The 17,702-nt window shown below is 56.1% G+C and carries 18 protein-coding genes; 9 read left to right on the plus strand and 9 right to left on the minus strand.

Going from position 1 to position 17,702, the window contains the following annotated elements; genetic code table 11:
* Nucleotides 1-44 precede the first annotated feature (44 nt).
* Complete coding sequence (locus AC0B60_RS14740) at nt 45-977, minus strand: DUF4382 domain-containing protein (protein ID WP_465086583.1); 933 nt, start codon at nt 975-977, stop codon at nt 45-47.
* Between the two features lie 256 nt (nt 978-1,233).
* On the opposite strand from AC0B60_RS14740, the gene AC0B60_RS14745 reads away from it, so the two are divergent.
* The 4 genes from AC0B60_RS14745 (at nt 1,234) to AC0B60_RS14760 (ending at nt 4,394) form a co-directional block, all read left to right on the plus strand.
* Entirely contained in the window at nt 1,234-1,818 is a 585-nt protein-coding gene (locus AC0B60_RS14745; protein ID WP_465086611.1) for an RNA polymerase sigma factor, read from the plus strand.
* A 4-nt stretch (nt 1,819-1,822) separates the two neighbouring features.
* On the plus strand, nt 1,823-2,563 hold the full coding sequence (locus AC0B60_RS14750; RefSeq protein WP_465086584.1) for an anti-sigma factor family protein: 741 nt from the start codon (nt 1,823-1,825) through the stop codon (nt 2,561-2,563).
* Between the two features lie 98 nt (nt 2,564-2,661).
* Nucleotides 2,662-2,937, plus strand: coding sequence for a hypothetical protein (locus AC0B60_RS14755; protein WP_465086585.1), 276 nt, complete (start codon nt 2,662-2,664; stop codon nt 2,935-2,937).
* 143 nt (nt 2,938-3,080) lie between these two features.
* Nucleotides 3,081-4,394, plus strand: a complete 1,314-nt coding sequence (locus AC0B60_RS14760; RefSeq protein ID WP_465086586.1) for a tetratricopeptide repeat protein — start codon at nt 3,081-3,083, stop codon at nt 4,392-4,394.
* A 42-nt stretch (nt 4,395-4,436) separates the two neighbouring features.
* Here the strand turns inward: AC0B60_RS14760 and AC0B60_RS14765 are convergent, their stop codons facing one another.
* The 6 genes from AC0B60_RS14765 to AC0B60_RS14790 all read right to left on the minus strand — a co-directional run bounded on the left by AC0B60_RS14765 (nt 4,437) and on the right by AC0B60_RS14790 (nt 10,678).
* Complete coding sequence (locus AC0B60_RS14765) at nt 4,437-5,357, minus strand: lipase family alpha/beta hydrolase (RefSeq protein ID WP_465086587.1); 921 nt, start codon at nt 5,355-5,357, stop codon at nt 4,437-4,439.
* Nucleotides 5,358-5,688: 331 nt separating this feature from the next.
* The gene (gene hemL, locus AC0B60_RS14770; RefSeq protein ID WP_465086588.1) at nt 5,689-6,969 is read right to left on the minus strand and encodes a glutamate-1-semialdehyde 2,1-aminomutase; all 1,281 of its coding nucleotides are present in this window, start codon (nt 6,967-6,969) and stop codon (nt 5,689-5,691) included.
* A 3-nt stretch (nt 6,970-6,972) separates the two neighbouring features.
* Entirely contained in the window at nt 6,973-7,686 is a 714-nt protein-coding gene (gene thiE / locus AC0B60_RS14775) for a thiamine phosphate synthase (RefSeq protein WP_465086589.1), read from the minus strand.
* Complete coding sequence (gene thiD, locus AC0B60_RS14780) at nt 7,674-8,435, minus strand: bifunctional hydroxymethylpyrimidine kinase/phosphomethylpyrimidine kinase (RefSeq protein ID WP_465086613.1); 762 nt, start codon at nt 8,433-8,435, stop codon at nt 7,674-7,676. The genes thiE and thiD overlap by 13 nt, the downstream gene beginning before the upstream one ends.
* Before the next feature lie 38 nt (nt 8,436-8,473).
* Complete coding sequence (gene hemJ / locus AC0B60_RS14785) at nt 8,474-8,896, minus strand: protoporphyrinogen oxidase HemJ (RefSeq protein ID WP_465086591.1); 423 nt, start codon at nt 8,894-8,896, stop codon at nt 8,474-8,476.
* A 3-nt stretch (nt 8,897-8,899) separates the two neighbouring features.
* A complete protein-coding gene (locus AC0B60_RS14790) occupies nt 8,900-10,678 on the minus strand; it encodes a chloride channel protein (protein ID WP_465086592.1) in 1,779 nt (592 codons plus the stop codon).
* A gap of 133 nt (nt 10,679-10,811) precedes the next feature.
* On the opposite strand from AC0B60_RS14790, the gene argC reads away from it, so the two are divergent.
* From argC to erpA, 4 genes are all read left to right on the plus strand, one after another.
* Entirely contained in the window at nt 10,812-11,849 is a 1,038-nt protein-coding gene (gene argC / locus AC0B60_RS14795; RefSeq protein WP_465086593.1) for an N-acetyl-gamma-glutamyl-phosphate reductase, read from the plus strand.
* Between the two features lie 9 nt (nt 11,850-11,858).
* Nucleotides 11,859-12,599, plus strand: coding sequence for a DUF6776 family protein (locus tag AC0B60_RS14800; RefSeq protein WP_465086594.1), 741 nt, complete (start codon nt 11,859-11,861; stop codon nt 12,597-12,599).
* A gap of 1 nt (nt 12,600) precedes the next feature.
* On the plus strand, nt 12,601-13,080 hold the full coding sequence (locus AC0B60_RS14805) for a bactofilin family protein (RefSeq protein ID WP_465086595.1): 480 nt from the start codon (nt 12,601-12,603) through the stop codon (nt 13,078-13,080).
* Nucleotides 13,081-13,141: 61 nt separating this feature from the next.
* A complete protein-coding gene (gene erpA, locus AC0B60_RS14810; protein WP_317306975.1) occupies nt 13,142-13,495 on the plus strand; it encodes an iron-sulfur cluster insertion protein ErpA in 354 nt (117 codons plus the stop codon).
* 9 nt (nt 13,496-13,504) lie between these two features.
* Here the strand turns inward: erpA and AC0B60_RS14815 are convergent, their stop codons facing one another.
* Entirely contained in the window at nt 13,505-14,602 is a 1,098-nt protein-coding gene (locus tag AC0B60_RS14815; RefSeq protein WP_465086596.1) for an anhydro-N-acetylmuramic acid kinase, read from the minus strand.
* 5 nt (nt 14,603-14,607) lie between these two features.
* A complete protein-coding gene (locus AC0B60_RS14820; protein ID WP_465086597.1) occupies nt 14,608-16,029 on the minus strand; it encodes a peptidoglycan DD-metalloendopeptidase family protein in 1,422 nt (473 codons plus the stop codon).
* Nucleotides 16,030-16,335: 306 nt separating this feature from the next.
* On the opposite strand from AC0B60_RS14820, the gene tyrS reads away from it, so the two are divergent.
* Complete coding sequence (gene tyrS, locus AC0B60_RS14825) at nt 16,336-17,538, plus strand: tyrosine--tRNA ligase (protein ID WP_465086598.1); 1,203 nt, start codon at nt 16,336-16,338, stop codon at nt 17,536-17,538.
* The last annotated feature ends 164 nt before the right edge of the window (nt 17,539-17,702 follow it).

Below are 17,702 nucleotides of genomic sequence, written 5' to 3' on the forward strand. Positions count from 1 at the left end.
CCAGCGGAAGTCCGGTGGGGCTTTGGGTTGCCAATCAGCGTTGCTTACGGGGCTAGTGGGATGGTTTCCGCTTGCGCCTCCATACCGGCTTCCACGGTTACGTTCTGTGTGCCATCGAACTCCAGCGTGTCGGACATCTCGTTGTCATCCAACTGGCAGGAGTAACTGACGGTGTAGTTCCCCGCGGTCAGGAACGCAGCGGTGTAACTGTACAGGCCGTCATTCTCGTTAGCCGTCACCGGCACGACCATGAGCGGTCCACCTTCTTCGTTTACGTTCAGGTCGGTTGGTGTTACATCCGCGCCTTCGTATATGTACGCAGAACCTTCATAGGCGCAGTCTGCGAGCGTCTCGTCGTTCAGGCGGGTGGAGTTGATGAGAGCGTGATCCACCTGGCCGCTGATGGAGCCCACTTCCAGATTGTCAATCAGACGCAGCGCCGGTTTGAGGTAGTAATCAGCCTGCCCACCCTGAGGGTCTACGATCGACTTGCGAACGTCGAAGTCCACGGTAAAGTTGTGGTCGCCACCCTGGGCAATGGTAAAGCCGCTGACAAGTTTCAGGCCAGTCTGAGCGCCGGAGGGAATGAAAAGTGATAAAGGGACGTCAGGATTCTGGGCTTCATAAACGAGAGAATTGTCGACATCCAGGGTCAGTCGGATCCACTCGTAGTCACCTGCGGGAAGCTCCTCATTTTCCAGTAGTGGCGCTTGGTTACCGCCCTGAAGGGTCAGAAGGTCCAGCGTCTTGGGCTCATCAAAGGTGAAAACCACGGCTTCACCTTCTGCCGGTTTCACGGAAAGCCCTGTGAAGGTAATAATGACCTCCGAAAACTGCGCTGTTGGAGCATCTGTTACGCCAAACGAGGCAGTGCCGGTCGCCTCACCGTCACTGCTGTCGCCACCGCTTCCTCCACAGGCTGCAATGGCTGTTGCCAGCGCGGTAATACCAAAACCTTTAATCAATGCATGATTCATAATTTATCTCCAGTACTGCAGTCTAATGAACTCGTAGGCCAACTTTGTTGGTATGATGTCGGGTGTCCTATACCCACTTGCGGAGTCCGATGCCTGAATTTATAACGCCGGGGTTTAGCCTGAGGTTCCTGCTTATCGTGTTACAGAATGTACATATCGAGATTCGGCATCAGCGGGCGCCGTCAGCGCACGTCGGTGCATTGTCTGGTACGAGCCTGTCGTCTTTTGTGAGTGTTTATGGGGCAGTGTTTTGTCGTTGATACCTTTCAAAAGGGCCGCAAGGCCAGCACGATTCGAAAAACTGGTCCAGCCTCATCTTGACGCTATGTACCGATTCGCTTTCCGGCTGTCGGGGCAGCAGCATGATGCAGAAGATCTGGTGCAGGACGTGGTAATCAAGCTCTATCCCCGACTTGAAGAGCTGGAAGGAATTGAACAGCTTCGACCGTGGCTTAATCGGGTACTTTACCGCCATTTTATCGATCAGGTGCGACGCAAAGGACGTCGCGCTGACAGGCCTGTTAGCGATGTAGCAGAACCCGACCAGCAGTCCTCCTTTTTAGACTCATACGCTGCGGATATCCCCGACGTGAGCGAGCAGATCAGTTCCGAGCGCCTAAAGCCCGTTATGGACGAGGTTATTCAGACTCTGTCGCCGGATCAGCGAACTCTGATGCTGCTGCACGATGTGGATGGCTGGAGTCAGGAAGATATTGCTCAGGTGCTTGAGGTACCGGTTGGTACCGTGAAATCGAGAGTCCATCGTTGTCGGGCCGCCTTGCGGGAAAAGTTACTTGGGCGTCCGGAACTTTTTCCGCAGGCCGAGCGTGTGAAAGAATGAGGTGATGGCAATGACGTGTGACGAGTGCAAAAACAATCTGGGTTCCTGGGCAAAGGCCGAGCTGTCGGCCGCTCAGGCTAGCCGCCTTGAGCAGCATATTGCCGAGTGTGAGAGCTGTTCTGTTGCTGCACACAATGAAATGGCAATCTTCACCGCAATGCGTGAAAGCCAGGAGATACCTCCTCCGTCGCCGGATTTTGAGAAACAGGTTCTGGATGTCGCCATTGGAAGAGGGCGACGGTCCCGTAAAACCCTTTCAGACGTTGGTTGGAGTGCCCCATGGGCGGGCGGTGCCATTGCGGCGGCCCTGGTCCTGGGAATTGCGCTTGGTTTTGGCTTGCGTTCAGACCAGGAGCCGACGAATGAGTTGGCGCATACTAAAACGGATTCAGTAGTCGATCATCGAGTAACCGTTGTTGATAAAAACACGGATGAGCGCTCGGTACTGAAGCCGGTTGCCCGGAATGTTCGGCTTGCGTTTCGCTCGAGGGAAGCTCTGCAGGGTGTTACTTTGACGGTTGAGTTGCCTCCTCATGTAGAGGTCTCGAATTATCCGGGGCATCAAAGATTGAGCTGGAGGGTAGACCTGGATAAAGGCGAAAACGTGGTAAACCTGCCGTTGAATATACTGTTTTCTGGCGAGGGTGAACTGGTTGCTCATCTTGACGATGGTCAAAGAACCAAGACATTCCGGGCCAGTCTCAGCGGCCCATCAATAAATGGACGTCCGGAGCCCTCGTCATGATGTCGGGAATCTGGCAGAGAACTGTTTTTTTCGTCTGTCTCAGCCTGTTTTTGGTGGGACCGTCAACGGTTTTTGCGAGTAATGATCTTGATGTGACCATGAGAATGGTTACAGACGACGAGGACCTTACGGAGTCTGTCGTGCGTGAGATCAACCTGCGTGAACCCGTATCACTTGGCCGACCGTCGAATAATCGTGGCGCTGATAAGCCGGTTAATCCCGCGGAAAAGGCACAGGACGCACGCGAGCGAGGACGAGAAGCCGCCAACGCGGCGTCAGAGCGGGCTCGGGAAGTCCGTAATGACAATGGTCGAAAGGGGCGCCCTGAGTTGCCTGATCTGCCAGACGCCTCCAATCGTCCTGACCGCCCCTAGCGTCCCTTACTAACTATACGGCATCGTAATTTTCCTTCTGCGACGAAGCACTTCGTCAATTGCTATACTCCGGTTTTTGCCGTGCCCTCACTTAACGCGTCTGTTTTGAGGGACGTCACCACAGCGTATGTCCGGAGTAAAGCTTGGGGTTCCCACGATCAGCCATTCTGTTTATTGCCCTGATGACCTCGACGCCTGCGGCGATAGCCATGGAGGTCATCAATAAGCCGGATTTCGATGCCGGGGTGGAGGCCTTTCGGCAAGGAAACCTGGAAGAGGCTCGGATTTTTTTCGAGCGAGCAAGGGCGTCTGGCTCCAACTCTCCATCCCTACTCTACAATCTCGGTGTTGTTTACTTCCGTCTCGGCGACCTCAAGTCGGCCGAAACGGTATTCCTGACGTTGTTGAAAACGCCTCATGCGCCGCTGGCTTACTACAATCTCGGTCTGGTAAAACAGAGGATGGGGAAGGTGGGCGACGCCCGCCAGTGGTTCGAACGCGCTGCCAGCCAGGATTCACCTGAAGAAGTCCAGGCGTTGGCTCGTCACCAGTTGTCTGACGTGACCGCGCAATCTTCATCGGATCAGCGCCATGGTAGTGGCTATCTCGCCGTCGTTGGAGGATACGACGACAATATTGCCGGAACCCCGGATGACGTTTCCAGTGATAAGGAAGGTGGCTTTGCGGACGCTCTGGCGGCGGGAAGTGTTCAGCTCGGAATGAAGGAACTCAGTGTGCACGGGGTTGCCTTCACTCGCCAGTACCCTGGGAACTCAGCTTTTGATAGCACTTATCTCAGCACCGGTGCGTCATGGCCGACAGAGTTGGGGGGCGGAGAGCTCACATCCAGCCTGAACCTGTCGACATCCTGGTTTGGAGGCGATCCTCTTGAGCGCGAGGCCCGAGTCGAGATGCTTTATCACCCCGATCGGTGCGTTTTGGCTCCTGTTGTGTCTGGTGTTGAATGCAGCGTAAGTGGTTCGGTTTCTACGATTGAAGGTGGTAGCAATTACAGCGCCTACGATGGCGAGATGCTGCGGTTTAGTGCCAGCGCTGATAAGGCGTTGGGAGATTGGGTTCTTAGCGGCCACTATCAACTGGAAGACAACCATCGAAGAGATCTGTCGACACAACAGGAGTTCTTCAGTGTATCCCCGATACGCAATCTTGTGTCGGCTGAAGTTCGTCACTATGTGTCGGGCCGATTCTCGTTGGGCGGCAAGGCCGACGTTCGCCACTCTCGCTACAAGGATGATCAAAGGTTTGTATCGAACGGGGCGCTGGTCTCAGAACGGCGCAGAGATAACCGGTTGCGCGGCTCTCTGCTGGCGGAATACCGTCTGGCAGGCCAATGGATGATGCTGGCGGAATGGAGCATGCTGGACAACCGCAGTACCATTGAACGTTATGACTACAGCCGTCGGGAAGTGATGCTCGGGTTTGAGACGGTATTCTGAGGCCATGGCGGGACATCCATGTCCTGCCACGGGGTATGGGGTTTAAAGCCCGGCATTTCTCAGGCGGTTGGCCTGCTGTTGGAAGACGGTCTTTGGATCAGTCTCGAACAGGCTATGCAGTCCAATAGCCTGATTCACTTCATCCAAATGGTTCATGAAATAATTGTCACGAATCACCTTTCCGAAATGGTTGCTGCAACGACCTACCAAACCATCATTGGCGCTGAACGTGAACGCGAGGCTAGTGGTGCCCAATAGCACGTCGGACGGGTCCAGCACGTTGGTCAGTACGCCAGTGCCACCCCATGAGTAAAAGCGCACACCGTTGCTGGAATAGGCACCTTCACCACAGGCACTGGCAGGAACACCAGCGGGCGCGAAGTTGTTAAACTCGGCACTGCCCTCGGTGGTCAGTGAGTAGAGGCTTGATTGGAGGTCCTGGTTGTAGCCGCCACCGGAGAGCAGGTCGATCAGGCTTCCCAGTGCGTTGCCCAGTGATGCCGCAAGACCTTCCGCCGGAGACCCGTAAATCAGGTCTGCAACCGGTGAGCCTTTGTGGGGAGAACCTACGGAGGTTACCGAGGCCACCAGGTCCGGTCTCACCCGTGCGACGTATCGAGCGGTGGGCCCGCCATGGCTGTGGCCAATCAGGTTTACCTTGCCATGAACCGCCGCGATTGAGGCGATCTGTGGTAGCAGTGCCTCACCCCTGGCGATGGTGCTGTCCAGAGCGGGTACCTGGGTGGTGTAGACATCGGCACCGTACTTGCGCAGGTCCTCGGCAATGCCATACCAGTAGTCCACACCCGCAATTGAATCGAATCCGAACATACCGTGAACCAACACCACCGGATAGCGGGTGTCGGTGTAGTTGGATGGCGTAGAGTTCCACCACCAGGCCATTGATGGCGCCGACCATGCCAGTACCACCAGCATGGCGAATGCCTTGATCCATTGTTTCATTGTTGCACCTACAGTTTGCTGTTGTATTTGTTGTCAAACTGCGGCTCGACCTAACAGGTTGTGCCGGTTACTGCTTTTCGGGCAGCCCAAGGCAGTACTGCATGGCGTCCGTGCGCTGACTTCTGTCTTGTGATTGTTAGATGGTCGCAGTCAGTGCATCTCTTGTCTGAGATCTGACCATAATTTGATCATGGGGTGAGCGAAGTCAACGGCAGGAGGGGCCGGGTCGGTTTGGGTGGTCAGAAGTGTGACGCGGGTCACCCCTGGGGCCCCGAAAGACATGTCCTTGTTGCAGGCAGAATTTCGGGGTCAGGGGGGCAATTGGCATTGGTCAGAGCGTTTTCATGACACGACGTGCCGCTTCCGTTGTCTGTTGGATGTCATCGTCGGTCAGGGCGGCGCTGGTAAAGCCGGCTTCAAAGGCCGAAGGCGCCAGATACACGCCTTCTTTGAGCATGCCCTGGAAGAACTTCTTGAACCGCTCGGCGTCACAGGCCATGACCTGATCGAAGCGGGTGATCTTGGGGGCGTCGGTAAAGAAGAAGCCGAACATGGCGCCAGCGCTTTGCACTGCCAGTGGGACGCCGGTGCTGTCCGCAGCTTCCTTCAGCCCATCGCGAACGGCATTGGTCTTTTCCGTCAGCCGGTTATGGAACCCGGGCTCTGAAATGGCGTTCAATGTGGCGAGTCCGGCACACATGGCCAGCGGGTTGCCGCTTAGAGTGCCAGCCTGATAAACCGGTCCCAGCGGAGAAATGTGTTCCATGATTTCCCGTTTACCACCAAACGCGCCGACGGGCAGGCCGCCGCCGATGACCTTGCCCAGGGCGGTCAGGTCCGGTTTGACCCCGTAGAGGTCCTGAGCACCACCGAGGGAGACTCGGAAGCCAGTCATGACCTCATCAAAAATCAAAACCGTGCCGTGCTCATCGCACACCTTCCGCAAACCTTCCAGGAAACCGGGTACCGGGGGGATGCAGTTCATATTGCCGGCTACCGGCTCAACAATGATGGCCGCGATGTCATCGCCCATTTCCGCAAAGGTTTCGCGAACGCTTTCAATATCGTTGAACGTCAAGGTCAGCGTATGTTCCGCAAGGCTTGCGGGAATGCCCGGTGAGTTGGGAACGCCCAGAGTTAGCGCCCCGGAACCGGCTTTCACCAACAGTGAATCCACGTGGCCGTGGTAGCAGCCTTCAAATTTCACGATCTTGTCGCGGCCGGTATAGCCGCGGGCAAGTCGAACCGCGCTCATGGTGGCCTCGGTGCCGGAATTAACCATGCGCACGAGGTCAATGGAAGGCACCAGTTCACAGACCTTCTTGGCCATTTCGGTTTCGATCGCCGTCGGTGCACCGTAACCGATGCCCTGATCGACCTGCGCGTGGAGCGCATCCTTGATGATCTGGTTGCCGTGGCCAAGGATCATCGGCCCCCAGGAACCAATGTAGTCGATGTAGCGGCGATCATCTTCGTCGTACAGGTAGGCACCTTCGGCGTGTTTGAAAAACAGTGGGGTACCGCCGACTCCCCGAAAAGCTCGGACCGGGGAGTTTACGCCTCCCGGGATGTATTTCTGAGCTTGTTCGAATAGGGTTTCGGACTGGGTCATGGTTCAGGACTCCTGAGGTACGGACGATGAAAAAAGTGGGTGATGTTGCGCAAACATCCGGCTAAACCGGCGTGCGCGCTCTTCAATGGTGGCGACGTCGCCATCGAACAGGCCGCCGACCACGGCCAGCAGATCGGCGCCGGCGCGGATCAGGCCTTCGCCATTGTCCGTGGTGATGCCGCCAATGGCGGTCACGGGCTTGCCAAACTGTCGTGACTCGGTCAGGACTGAGGGCTTGGCAGCGGGCGCGTCAGGCTTCGTGGTTGAGTTAAAGAAGCGGCCGAAGGCCAGGTAATCGGCGCCGTCCGCGTCGGCACGGGAAGCCAGGGCCTGGTCGGCATGGCAGGTTGCGCCGATGATGGCATGGTCGCCAAGCTGTCGTCTGGCCATTGCCAGGGAGCCATCGGACTGGCCCAGATGCACGCCGGCGGCACCGCAGCGTCGGGCCAGTTCGGGGTCATCATTGATGATCAGCGGCACTCGGGCGTTATAGCACAATGCGGCCAGATCCTGTGCCTGTTTCAGCCGCTCCGGCTGTGGCGCGTTCTTCTCACGATATTGTACCAATACGGCCCCGCCTCGAAGGGCTGCTTCAACCGCAATCAGCAGTCGGTCTTCCGACAGCAGGCCGCTGTCGGTAACGGCGTAGAGGCCTGGCTTCAGTCCCTTGGCTATGGCCCGGGCACTGAAGGTGCCGGAAGGCGTTAGCTCTGCCATGGAGTGCCCCGATCGGGCACTGGCTGCCCTTTGCCAACTCGCAATGCGTGCCGGATAGCACGGAGAACATAGTTTTGGGCCTGGTCGATCGCTGCCCCGGCCGCTAGGCCTGAGGCCCTGCCGGCGGCGATCGAAGCCGCCAGGGTGCACCCGGTGCCATGATACTCACCACCAACCCGCTCAACGTAAAAATGGGAAGGTTCTTCAGTCTGGTGGTAGAGGGTGTTAATGATGTCCTCGCCTTCGCCATGGCCTCCCGTGGCCAGTACTGACTGGCAGCCAGCGTTTAGAAGGTTGCGGGCCGCTTTCTCAGGGTCCTCATCCTCGCCCAGTAGCGCCAGCTCGATGCTGTTTGGCGTAATTATCTCTGCGTGCCGGAACAGGCGTTCCTTCATGCGTGCAATCAGCGCTTCGTCGGCGAGGTCACCGCCGCCGGCGGCCTTGATCACCGGGTCGGTAATCAGCGGAATGTCTGGGTGGTTGGCAAGAAAGTTCACCAGCACATCCACCACATCGGCGTTGCCGAGGGCACCGGTTTTGATGGCGTGAATGGGGGTGTCCGCAGCCAGGCATTCCAGTTGTTGGCGGAGGATGTCCGGATCCGTTGCGGTGGCGTTGTATACGTTCCGGGTGTCTTGCACAGTCAGGCAGGACAGCACCGGCAAAGGATGACAGCCCAGGGCGGTAACCGCCTGGATGTCGGCCTGGATGCCTGCACCGCCGGAGGGGTCCAGGCCGGAAATAATCAGAACGTGAGGACGGCTGTTAAGGTTGATAGTCTGGCTCCTCAGAATGGTTTGACGACAGCGAGAATAACGACAGCGACCAGTGCCAGAACGGGCATCTCGTTAAACCAGCGGTAGAAAACGTGGCTGCGGGTGTTCTGGTCATCGCGGAACACCTTCACCAGATGTCCGCAGTAGAAGTGGTAGCCGATCAGCAGGACAACCAACAACAGTTTGGCGTGAACCCAGCCCTGGCTCATGTAACCTTCGACATTGTAACCGATGAGCCAGAGGCCAAAAACAACCGTCGCCACCATGGACGGCGTGGTGATCCCCCGATAGAGCTTGCGTTCCATGATCTTGAAGCGCTGGCGACCGGGCTCATCCTCACAGGCGGCGTGATAGACGAACAGTCTTGGCAGGTAAAAAAGGCCGGCGAACCAGCACACCATGGACACAATATGCAGGGCTTTAACCCACAGCATTTATCAACTCCGTCGGTATTGGTAGTAACTCTCGATATCCGATTTCAGCACAACGCCATAGACGCGTTGGATTGTCGGGGCAACGTGACGCTGCACGTAGAGGGCTTCTACGCTGGTCTGATCAAATTCGTTCAGTGCTTCATCCAGGGTTGCCTGGTACTGCACCGGCGCAATGTCCCGACGGTTGGCAGGGATGTCCATCAGGTCTATCTGCTCTGGCGCTGTGCTTTCTTCACCATCCGTTGCTGGCGCTTTGGTGTCTTCCATGTAACGGGCCAGATCCACTGCCGGCAGCAGGCCAGTGGGGCCGCTACTTCCCTCCACTACTAGCCATTTTGGTTCGGATTTGAGAATTTTTCTGGCTTCTTCACGCGACAGGAAGCGTTCGGTGCGTAAGATGCTCCTGTCCATGATGGCGCCGACGGACACACGTCGTAAAGCCTGGATGACCGGTGAGTTCTGGTAACTCAGCCCCTGGCTCTTGAGTATGGTCAGGAACAGAGACTTTTTGCCAAAGGCTTCACTGGTTACCAGGCTCGATGTTGTAATGATAAGCATACCCGGCAGAATAATGTTGGGATTTCTTGTGAGCTCCATCAGCGCCATGAGCGCTGCCAGTGGTGCCTGCAGCACGGCCCCCATCATGGCACCCATGCCCAGCATGGCGTAGAAACCCACGGACGAAGCCATGTCTGGCAATATCTGGGCCCCGATCAGTCCCATGGCGCCTCCCAGGGTGGCCCCCATGAACAGGGTAGGGCCAATAACGCCGCTGGGCATGCCAAGGCCGAGGGTGACCGAAGTGATCAACAACTTGGCAATGCCAGCGCCCAGCAAGAGCCAGAACGGCAGTTGGTTGTCGATTGTGAACTGCACAGTATCGTATCCGATGCCCATCACTTCAGGTACAACGATGGCAAACGGCACCATGAGAAGTCCGGCAATAGTAAGCCGCAGCAATACCGGTCGGTGGTGGTGTCGGCCAGTGGTGTCGACCAGTTGAATGAATGCTGCCGCCGCGATCCCGATAATGATTGCAATGGCGATAATCCAGGGGATTTCCAGCAGGGAGTTCATGGTCAGAGGCGGCACACTGAACGCTGGCTCTGAGCCATACGTGGCCTGGGTGACCACTGCTGCGGTAACAGACGCCAGGATGATGGGGGTAAAACCGGCGATGGTGTACTCCATCATCACCACTTCCATGGCGAAAATAACGCCTGAAATGGGAGTGTTGAAAGAAGCGGAGATGGCGGCAGCGCAGCCGCACGCGACTAAGGTCCGGATGCTGTTGTTGGGTAGTCGCATCCATTGCCCCATCAGGCTGGAGATAGCAGCGCCAAGATGCACGGCGGGGCCTTCCCGACCAGCGGATTGGCCGGTAATGACGGTGCCAACACCAGTGACGAACTGGACAAGCGCGCTGCGAACGGAAATGTAGCCCTGATGGTAGTTCAGGCGTTCCATTACGTGCACGATGCCCACCTTGCGGTCGTGGGTTGCCAGGTTGTGCATCATCAGGCCTAGCGCAACGGCACCTGCCAGTGGCAGGATGGCACGCGTAAGAATGTCCAGTTCTTCAAACGACTCAGAGCCGTCGCCAGGCAGGAAATACCCAAGCGGCCATTCAATGGCAAGGCGAAAAACCAGAATCACGCCACCGGTAAACAGGCCGGATAGCAATCCGAGAACAGCCAGTTGCGGCAATGCGTCGACACCGGATAGCCGGCGTCGGAAAACCGGGATCAGGTTTTGAGTGATCTTGTTTCTCAGTTTACGCATGAACGCCGGTTTTCCAGAGACGATTGGTTTCTTGACGATATTGTAGCCAGCGCCGGTCGGGCTGCAATAAGTCATTGGTTTATCATGTTAGACTACGAGGGTTTCACGAACCCGATTTCAGTTGGAGAAACAGGTGATAAAAGTAGGCATTGTAGGTGGAACCGGTTATACCGGTGTGGAGCTTCTGAGGATTCTTGCAGTCCATCCGGATGTGACGGTGACCTGTATTACATCGCGATCGGAGGCTGGTATGCCGGTCGCCGATATGTATCCGAACCTGCGCGGCCACTATGACCTTGCCTTCTCCGAGCCGGACGTAAATACGCTGGCGGCCTGTGATCTGGTGTTTTTCGCCACGCCTCATGGCGTGGCCATGCGTATGATGCCGGAATTGATGGCTGCGGGAACCCGCGTTGTGGATTTGTCGGCCGACTTCCGCCTTCGGGATCTTGATGTCTGGGCTGAATGGTACGGTATGCCCCACGAAAGTCCCGAGTGGGCAGAGAAGGCAGTTTATGGCCTGCCGGAAGTGGTGCGGGACAAGATCCGCACAGCACAATTGGTGGCCAACCCTGGCTGTTACCCCACAGCCGTCCAACTGGGTTTTCTGCCATTGCTGGAGAGCGGGCTGGTTGATCCGTCGCGACTGATCGCGGATGCCAAGTCAGGCGCCAGCGGTGCCGGGCGGCAAGGCAAGATCGGTATGCTGCACGGCGAAGTGGGCGAGAGCTTCAAGGCTTATGGTGCATCAGGCCATCGCCACCTCCCGGAGATCCGTCAAGGCCTGTCACAGGCAGCGGGTGGTGATGTTGGAGTAACCTTCGTGCCACATCTGATTCCGATGGTCCGGGGCATTGAGGCGACGCTTTACGCGGAGCTCCGGAACCCCGCTGACTTTGATCGCCTCCAGGCGCTGTTTGAGGACCGCTTTCGGGATGAGCCTTTTGTGGATGTGATGCCGTTTGGCAGTCATCCGGAAACCCGCAGTGTCCGTGGCGCCAACAACTGTCGTATGGCTCTTCACCGGCAGGAGCAGAGCAACATTGTGATCGTTTCATCGGTCATTGATAACCTGGTAAAAGGTGCGGCAGGGCAGGCGGTCCAGAACATGAACATCATGTTTGACCTCAAGGAAACCCTCGGGCTGGAAGCGCCCGCACTGCTACCATAGGCCTGACCGGTGAGCGAACACAGAAAACCCGCTGAAGAATACGTTGTCATCCGGCATCGCCCGGGTTACCGACTGCGCCGCAGCTTGATATTGCTAACGTTTTCCATCATCGCTGCGGTTTTGGGGTATGTGACCGGTATGGCGCAAGGCGGATTCCGTTTTTCAACCGCCGAGGAGTCCCGCGACCTGCTGGAAGAACAGGTTGAAGATCTTCGAGAGCAGAACCGAAAGGACAGTCAGCAGCTGGTCAACCTGGAACGGGGGCGAACCATTGATGCACAAGCTCTTAACCAGGCAAGAAAGAGCATTGTTGATCTGGAAACCCGGATCGCGTCACTGAAAGCGGACCTGACTTTCTATAAGAACATCATGGCGCCTTCGGAAACCAGCAAAGGGCTGCAGGTTGATCGGTTCACGCTACAGCAGGGGCGCCAGAACGACTCTTATGGTTTTAAGCTGGTGCTAACCCAGATTGGTGACAACAAAAGTTATATATCGGGCGTGGTTGCGGTGAACGTGATCGGCATGCGGAATGAAGAAAAGGAAGTGATCGCGCTACGGGACCTGTCGGACGATATCGACGATCTGGGAGTCAAATTCCGCTATCGGTATTTTCAGGATATCGAAGGGGTATTACGATTGCCCGACGGTTTCGAGCCTATAGAGCTTCAGGTAGTGGCGCGTGCTGAAGGCAGAAAATCGTCCCAGGCCGAACGAACTTTTGATTGGGATGAATTGACGGAGAACTGAAATGCTTGGAAAAAAGAAACAGAAACCTAGGCGTCCCGCTGGGCACTTCGATACCCTGGTTTCGTCCCGCACGACGGTTAAGGGGGACGTGCATTTCTCCGGCGGGCTGCATGTGGACGGCACCATTCGCGGCCGGGTTGTTGCCGAAGAAGGCGGTGATGCGGTGTTAAGGGTTTCTGAAGTGGGCTCCGTGGAGGGTGACATCGTCGCCCCTCATGTGATCGTAAACGGAACGGTTCACGGTGATGTGTACGCGTCAACGCATCTTGAACTGGCCGAAAAAGCCTCCATCCATGGTAATGTCTATTACAATCTGATTGAGATGGCTATGGGCGCGTCCGTCAACGGGAGCCTGGTTCATCAGAACGAGCCCGTGGGTTTGTTGAGCAGGGACAAGCAGCATGACGACGTTGCCGGAGAAGCCGGTCCGGGAGAGAAGCCGGAGGAGGAAGAGTCGACAGAGGTGCCTGGCAAGGAATAGTTGATTGTTTTAGTCAGGAATATGATAATCAGACTAGATTTTTCTGTAACCGGAGGCGGACTTGAGTGTAGTTCAGCAACAGGCAATCACACCGCTGTTTTTCAGTGACGGCGCGGTATCCAAAGTTCGGGAGCTGGTGGATGAGGAGGGTAACTCCGACCTCAAGCTTCGCGTGTTTGTGACCGGTGGCGGCTGTTCTGGTTTTCAGTATGGTTTCTCATTCGATGAAGCGCAGGATGAGGAAGACACCGTCATCGAAAGGGATGGCGTGATGTTGCTTGTGGATCCTATGAGTTACCAGTATCTGGTCGGGGCAACCGTGGATTATCAGGAAGGATTGCAGGGGTCGCAGTTTGTGGTGCAGAACCCCAATGCCAGTTCAACCTGCGGTTGCGGTAGCTCCTTCTCCATCTGACGCCCGTGTTCAGGCGTAGTACACCGCCCCAAGTATTCTTTTTCCTTCTGCTCCGGTAACTTCCGGAACATTTCCAGGCTTGCCGGACAGCGTCTGGCTGGCAAGCCAGGCGAAGGCAGCAGGTTCTACCCATTGTGGGTCCAGGCCCAATTCATCTGTTGACGCAAGGCGGGCCGGGCTGCAGGTTCGCTGCAGTGCACGCATCAAGATCCTGTTTTTAGCACCGCCCCCGCACGCAAATATCGTCATTCCCGGTGATTGTGGTAACTCCTGCGCAACAGAGACGGCAGTTAACTCGAGCAGGGTGCGTTGTACATCCGCGCCGGAGAGGTCTGGATGGCGGCGTAACAGGGTCTTAATCCACTCAAGATTGAACTTTTCGGTACCGGTGCTCTTGGGTGGCCGGCGCGAAAAGTAGGCATCCGAAAGCAGATCGCTTAGCAGAGCCTGATTGATCTCTCCTTCCTCTGCCCATGCACCATCTTCGTCAAACGCGCGGCCAGTCTGATCCATGCACCAGGCATCCATCAACGCATTCGCGGGGCCTGTATCAAAACCGGTTATCGGCTCATCGGCGTTTGCTGGAAGATGGGTGATATTGGCGATGCCGCCAAGATTAAGGATGCATCGGCTCTCGCCTGCAGAGCTAAAGAAGGCTTTATGAAACGCCGGTACCAGTGGTGCGCCTTCACCGCCTGCCGCCAGATCGCGCCGTCTGAAGTCTGCCACCGTCGTGATGCCCGTTCGCTCAGTGATAACGGTGGGGTCGCCAATCTGCAGGGAGAAAGGTGCTGAACTGTCAGGGTGGTGCCGCAGGGTCTGGCCGTGGCTGCCGATAGCGTTAATGGACGAGGCCGGGAAGCCGGATTTATCGATCACGGTCTCCGCTGCGAGTGCAAACAGTGAGCCGACGGCGCGATCAAGCTCGCCGACGTCGTCTGGCGTTCCCCGGTTCTGGCTGAGATTGAACAGCCTTCGGCGTATGTCGTCTGGGTAGGCGGTGGTGTGGGTGGCATGCACCTGGATTGTTTGGCCGCTGAATGACACCAGTATGGCGTCTATGCCGTCCATACTGGTGCCAGACATCAAACCAATCCAGGCTTTCATGTGGTTTACTCGTCAGCGGCCAGGGCCAGATGCTGGTAGTTCTGGCGGAACAGTTCAAATTTGGCAACTTGTTGCTCCGCAAATCCCTTGAAACGGGCCATTTCTGATTTCGGCACCGGTTTCGCGTCGGGGAGCTTCACTGTCCGTGAGTTTCGCGGGCTACCGTTCAACCGGAACTCGTAGTGCAGGTGGGGCCCGGTAACCATGCCGGAAGAGCCGACATGGCCAATGGTGTCACCCTGTTTGACTTTGGTGCCGGTCTTGATGCCTTTGCCTAGGCGGCTCATATGGGCATAAAGAGTTGTAATGTTGTCGCCGTGCTTGAGAATGACCGTACGGCCGTAGCCACCTTTCCAGCCAGCAAACTGTACCCTGCCGTGCCCTGCTGCCTTAATGGGAGTGCCTGGAGGTGCAGCGTAGTCAGTACCCTCGTGTGGGCGAACGACGTCCAGCACCGGGTGGCGGCGCTGGAGATTAAAGGACGACGAGACGCGGGCATTGATAGGGGTGCGCAGAAACGCCTTGCGCATACTACTGCCGTCCGGGCTGTAATAGTCGGTATCACCGTTGCTGTCAGTGTACTGCAGGGCAATGACCTCTTTACCCTGGTTTATAAAGCGGGCAGACAGGATGTTGCCAGTATCGAATTTTTCGCCATCCAGATAGAGCTCCTCATACACCACTTCAAATCGGTCACCCTTGCGAACGTCGTAGACGAAGTCGATGTTCCACCCGAAGATACCGACCATTTCCATGGCAAGCCTGTCGGTCATTCCGGCTTCTCGAGCGGCCACGTAAAGGGAGCCATCAATAACGCCTGATGCAAAGGCGGGTTTGGCGTCGGGCTCGCGGACAACGGTTTCTCCGGTAAAGCCTTCTTCGGTCTTTTCAACGTGAAGGGTTTCCAGGAGGTTGCGCTGAAGGTCAATGGCTGCGAGCTCGCCGGCATCATCGGTTGCAAAGGCGATAGTTTCACCGGCGTAAAGCCGCTGAAGTTTATCGGCTTCGCCGGAGCCGTGGATCACAGACAGCATAATGCCGTCGTTAAAGCCGGCCTTGCCGAACAGGGACGAAAGTGTGTCGCCGGACTTGATCTTGTATTCCTGCCATTGCAGCTCCGGCTCGTTGACCTCAGCCATGGCAGCAGCGGTGTCCAGTGCCTCGGGCAGTTGAGGCTCATTGCTGATGGATGCCAGTTCAGGAACTGCTGTTGCTTTGTCTTCAGGCATCTTGCCTGCGGCGGATTGGTCGTTCGGGCGGGGAGATGGAGTGCCTGACTCCTTGACGGTGCCCTCGTCGAGGTCCAGCGAATAAGCCATTCTGTTGGCTTCTACATCGGCGCTGGGGCTCATCAGAATAGCGGCTGCGACGACAACACTGGTCGCAGCGGCAATGGTGATATGGGTTTTAGGAAACATTTTCAGCACGTGTCGCATCCGTTTTAATCGGTATTCCGGTAGGTTGTACTACCTAATTAAAGCTGTTGTTCAAGTATAGTCCAACAGATTACCGTATAAAATGCGCTCAGGACAGCATCGAACATTACCGTTACTGGCATACTGGCCGGATTTCTAGGGCCGGGATTGTTATAATGCCGGGCCTTAAATATGCGGCTTTGTTCAAAAACTGAGCAGGTACACTTTAACAGGGGTGCTGGTAACGCACAGATTTCTTTTGTAGATCTCTGTAACTGTCGTCGGGCCCAAATGATCAGAATTGAGGATGTGTGGTACATGGCATCTATTGATGAGGCAATGGCCGTAATCAAGCGCGGCATGGATGAGTTGATCCCCGAGGAAGGGTTAATTGAAAAACTTCGGGAGGGGCGCCCTCTCAGAATAAAGGCCGGATTCGATCCTACGGCCCCTGATCTCCATCTGGGGCATACGGTTCTGATCAACAAACTGCGACAGTTTCAGGATCTGGGGCATGAAGTGACCTTCCTTATTGGGGACTTCACGGGAATGATCGGTGATCCCACTGGCAAGAGCGCCACTCGTCCGCCTCTGACAGAGGCGCAGGTCGCAGCCAACGCCATTACCTATAAAGAGCAGGTGTTCAAGATCCTGGATCGGGAAAAGACACGGGTGGTGTTCAACTCCGATTGGATGAGCAAGCTTTCCGCGGCTGACATGATCCGTTTGGCGGGGCAGTTTACGGTTGCCCGAATGCTCGAGCGCGATGATTTCACTAAACGCTACCGTTCTGAACAGCCCATCGCCATCCATGAGTTCCTTTACCCGCTGGTGCAGGGGTACGACTCGGTTGCCCTCGAGGCTGATGTGGAGTTGGGTGGAACGGACCAGAAGTTCAATCTGTTGATGGGTCGTATTCTCCAGAAGCACTATGGCCAGCAGCCGCAAGCTGTGCTGACCATGCCGTTGCTGGAAGGGTTGGATGGTGTCCAGAAGATGTCAAAGTCACTGGGCAATTATGTGGGCGTTAATGATTCGCCTGGTGAAATGTACACCAAGCTGCTGTCCATGCCGGATGATCTGCTGTGGCGTTATTTTGAGTTGCTGAGTTTCCGGCCGTTGGCAGAGGTGGAGGAGTTTCATGCTGCCGTTAATGGTGGAGCGAATCCCCAAGAGTACAAGAAGCTACTGGCGGAGGAGATCATTACTCGTTTCCATGACGCCGAAGCGGCTGCTACGGCCCATAAGTCGGCCGGTAACCGGGTTGGGCTCGGCGAGATTCCCGAGAATGTGCCGACGGTTGAGGTTTTCCTGGCCGGACGTGGTGAATTGCACGTTGTGTCGTTGCTGAAAGAAGCGAATCTGGCGAGCAATGGCAAGGCTGCCAAGGATGTGTTCGCTCGCGGGGCTGTATATATTAATGGTGAGCAGGTAACCGACGAGCGGATGTTTGCGGCGGGTGATGACTGTGTTGTCCAGGCGGGTAAGAAGAAGATCGCCCGTGTTTTGATCAAGGATTGAACGGAATTCGGGCTTTTTGGGAAAATGTTGAAAAGCTCGTTGACACTTTAAGTGAGCTCTGTAGAATACGCATCTCTTTCGAGGGGCACGCCACTGAGGCGGGTCAGAAATTGAAAGGCAACCGTTTGAATTGATTGAAGATTTCGAGTTTCAAAATTCTTCAG

The sequence above is a fragment of the Marinobacter sp. V34 genome, from assembly GCF_055524115.1.